Below are 4101 nucleotides of genomic sequence, written 5' to 3' on the forward strand. Positions count from 1 at the left end.
GGGCCGCCCGCGGGACGCGGCCACGGACCTGTCCCGGCCGCCGCCGTGGCGCGTGTTCCGCCGGCCGGCGGGTGGGTGGCACGGTGCCGCCCACCGACGCCGGATTACCGACGGAGAATCGCGTGCGTCCGTGCGGGGAGAACATTCGGCTCCGGAACCGTCCGGTGTGCGGGGTGTGCGATCGGACACCCGGCACGGTTCGTCGTGAATCGGGACCGATCCGCCGATGACGGATCACGCGGCGAAAACATCGGAACGGAAATCGACACCGGTGATCGTGTTGACGATCCGTCGCGGAATAATCGCGTTGCGACCCACGGGGCGGGTGCGGCGGTGACGTCGCCTCCGCGGGGAGCAAATCGTGTGATCCCGACCGCCGGAGATGTGCCGTCGTCACCCGGAGTGGAGGGCAAGCACGAATCGGTAACAAAAGCGGGATGTACCGAGGGTGTGCGAACATTGCACCGTCGGTGTTCCGGGGCGTTTTTCGTTGGGTACTACGCAACGCGTTGCCGTATACGATACGAACGCAACGGGGCGACCGACATCACACATTCGGTCTAGGAGGTCACGGACGGTCGGACACTGAGCGACGAAGAGTCAACAACACTCCCCCGTTCGAGTGAGTTTGTAGTCTTGGACACAATCGCTTGGATCGGTTGTCAAGTGGCCGGCCAAGATTTCCGAAAACCGCCGACGACCACGGAGAATGTCCTCCCGGAGCCCCGCTCGCCGCTGTGCGCCCAGCGCCCGGAGGTGCGGATCGTGCGCCGTCGGCTTGTACGTGGGGTGAGCCCCGACATCACGCAATTGACCCATTGATACTTTCGACCGGTACTCAATAGATTGAGTCGAGGCGATTGCGGAGATCAACGTCGATGTGCTGCAATCAGCCGAGTCGGGGTGAGGGCCGAGCTCGCCGAGCCCGGGTGCGGAACTACCGCCGGCGAGTCGCGGGTCGTATCAGAGTCGATGCTGCTCGGATTGTGATGACCCAGCGCTTTCGCGCGCCCTTTTCCGGCTCGACGGCCGCGCGCGCCACCGAGGAATTGTGTGCGCGCCCGAGGACGAGGAGGACTGCCGGGAAGTGTGACGCGGGTCGCGAAAGCAATGCTGTGTCTGGCCGAACGTGGAAGGAAGCGTAATGAGTGATTCGAGGTCTGGCCCGTCCGATGTGAAGGAGGCCGGAGCGGTTGACGAGAACCAGGAGATCGCGGCACATCCGGCACAGGAGTTCGGTTCGGACCCGCTGACCGTTCGGGACACCGACCACTACACCGACGAGTACGTCAAGGGCTTCGTCGACAAGTGGGACGACCTCATCGACTGGAAGAAGCGGTACGAGAGCGAGGGCAGCTTCTTCGTCGACCTGCTGAAGTCCCGCGGTGTGACGTCGGTGCTCGACGTCGCCACCGGGACCGGGTTCCACTCCGTCCGGCTGATCGAGTCGGGCTTCGACACGGTCAGTGTCGACGGCAGCGCGGAGATGCTGGCGAAGGCCTTCGAGAACGGGCTGAGCTACAACAACTACGTCCTCAAGGTCGTGCACGCCGACTGGCGCTGGCTGAACCGGGACGTGCAGGGGCAGTTCGACGCGGTCGTGTGTCTCGGCAACTCCTTCACGCACCTGTTCTCCGAGCGGGACCGCCGCAAGGCGCTCGCCGAGTTCTACGCGGTGCTCAAGCCGGACGGTGTGCTGATCCTCGACCAGCGCAACTACGACTCCATCCTGGACAACGGCTTCTCCAGCAAGCACACGTACTACTACGCCGGCGAGGAGGTCACGGCCGAGCCGGAGCACGTCGACGACGGCCTGGCGCGGTTCCGGTACTCCTACGCCGACGGCTCGCAGTACCACCTCAACATGTTCCCGCTGCGCAAGGACTACACGCGCAGGCTGCTGCGGGAGGTCGGCTTCCAGCGGGTGGAGACCTACGGCGACTTCCAGGAGACCTACACCGCCGACGAGCCGGACTTCTTCATCCACGTCGCGGACAAGAACTACATCTCCTCCGTCGACGACGCGGCGAACTACTCCAGTGCGGTGAACGTCGCCCGGGACTACTACAACTCGGACGACGCGGACAACTTCTACTACACGATCTGGGGCGGCGAGGACATCCACGTCGGTCTCTACGAGACGCCGGACGAGCCGATCGCCCCGGCGAGCGTGCGCACGGTCGAGCGCATGGCCGGCAAGCTGACGATCACGCCGCAGACGAAGATCCTGGACGTCGGTGCGGGCTACGGTGGCGCGGCGCGCTACCTGGCCAAGACCTACGGATGCAAGGTCACCTGCCTGAACCTGTCCGAGGTCGAGAACAACCGCAACCGGCAGTTCACCGAGGAGCAGGGCCTGTCGCACCTGATCGACGTGGTGGACGGCTCGTTCGAGGACCTGCCCTTCGAGGACAACGAGTTCGACGTGGTCTGGTCGCAGGACTCGTTCCTGCACAGCGGTGACCGGGTGCGGGTGCTCCAGGAGGTCGTGCGCGTGCTCAAGCCCTCGGGCGAGTTCGTGTTCACCGACCCGATGGCGGCGGACTCGGTCGACAAGCCCTCGCTCAAGCCGATCCTGGACCGGCTGCACCTGGACAGCATGGGCTCGCCCGGGTTCTACCGCAGGGAGCTCAACCGGCTGGGCCTGACGTCGATCGACTTCGAGGACCACACCCCGCAGCTGGCCACCCACTACGGCCGGGTGCACGACGAGACCGAGCGCAGGCACGACGAGGTCTCCAAGGTCGTCAGTGAGGAGTACCTCACGCGCATGAAGACCGGTCTCAAGAACTGGGTCGCCGGTGGCAAGAGCGGTAACCTCGCGTGGGGCATCTTCCACGCCAGGGCGTGACTCCGCCGCCCGTCGAGCGACCCCCGAATTTCCCCTTCCCTACGAGAGACGAGGATAAGAGTGACTGCTAACCGTAGGCTGTTCACCAGTGAGTCCGTGACCGAAGGCCACCCCGACAAGATGGCCGACGCGATCAGCGACAGCATCCTGGACGCGATGCTGAGCGTGGACCCGCGCAGCCGTGTCGCGGTCGAGACCATGATCACCACTGGTCAGGTCCACGTGGCCGGCGAGGTGACCACCGAGGCCCAGGTCGACGTCCCGAAGATCATCCGTGACCGCGTGCAGGAGATCGGGTACGACGAGTCCGGCAAGGGCTTCGACTGCAACACCTGCGGGATCAACGTGTCGATCGACGCGCAGTCCCCGGACATCGCGCAGGGTGTCGACACCGCCTACGAGACGCGGCTGGAGAACGCCCTCGACGAGTTCGACAAGCAGGGCGCCGGTGACCAGGGCCTGATGTTCGGCTACGCCAGCACGGACACGCCCGAGCTGATGCCGCTGCCGATCGCCCTGGCGCACCGCCTGTCCCGCAGGCTGACCGAGGTCCGCAAGAACGGCACGGTTCCGTACCTGCGTGCCGACGGCAAGACCCAGGTGACCATCGAGTACGACGGCAACAAGCCGGTCCGCCTGGACACCGTCGTGATCTCCAGCCAGCACGCCGAGGGCGTGGACCTGGACAAGGAACTCGCCGTCGACCTGCGCAAGCACGTCATCGCGCCGGAGATCGAGTCGCTCGGCCTCGAGGCCGAGGACCCCCGCATCCTGATCAACCCGACCGGCCGCTTCGTGGTCGGCGGGCCGATGGGTGACGCGGGCCTGACCGGCCGGAAGATCATCGTCGACACCTACGGCGGCATGGCCCGGCACGGTGGCGGCGCCTTCTCCGGCAAGGACCCGTCGAAGGTGGACCGCTCCGCGGCCTACGCCACCCGCTGGGTCGCGAAGAACATCGTCGCGGCCGGCCTGGCCGACCGTGCCGAGATCCAGGTCGCCTACGCCATCGGCAAGGCGGCCCCGGTGGGTCTGTTCATCGAGACCTTCGGCACCGAGAAGGTGGCCCACGACAAGCTGCAGGCCGCGGTGAACGAGGTCTTCGACCTCCGCCCGGCGGCGATCATCCGCCACCTGGACCTGCTGCGTCCGATCTACGCGCCGACGGCCGCCTACGGCCACTTCGGGCGCCCCGACCTGGACCTGCCGTGGGAGCGCACCGACAAGGCCGCCGCTCTGAAGGACGCGGC

2 protein-coding genes are annotated in these 4101 nt (G+C 66.2%); both read left to right on the forward strand.

The features are described from left to right. The first annotated feature begins 1144 nt into the window (after positions 1 to 1144). A complete protein-coding gene (locus tag ACTIR_RS0118245) occupies positions 1145 to 2851 on the forward strand; it encodes a glycine/sarcosine N-methyltransferase (RefSeq protein WP_052583943.1) in 1707 nt (568 codons plus the stop codon). Positions 2852 to 2911: 60 nt separating this feature from the next. Next, positions 2912 to 4101: methionine adenosyltransferase (gene metK / locus ACTIR_RS0118250; protein WP_026455361.1), on the forward strand; the 1190-nt coding region annotated here is incomplete at its 3' end.

The sequence above is a fragment of the Saccharomonospora iraqiensis subsp. iraqiensis genome (assembly GCF_000430445.1).
Classification (GTDB): Bacteria; Actinomycetota; Actinomycetes; order Mycobacteriales; family Pseudonocardiaceae; genus Saccharomonospora; species Saccharomonospora iraqiensis.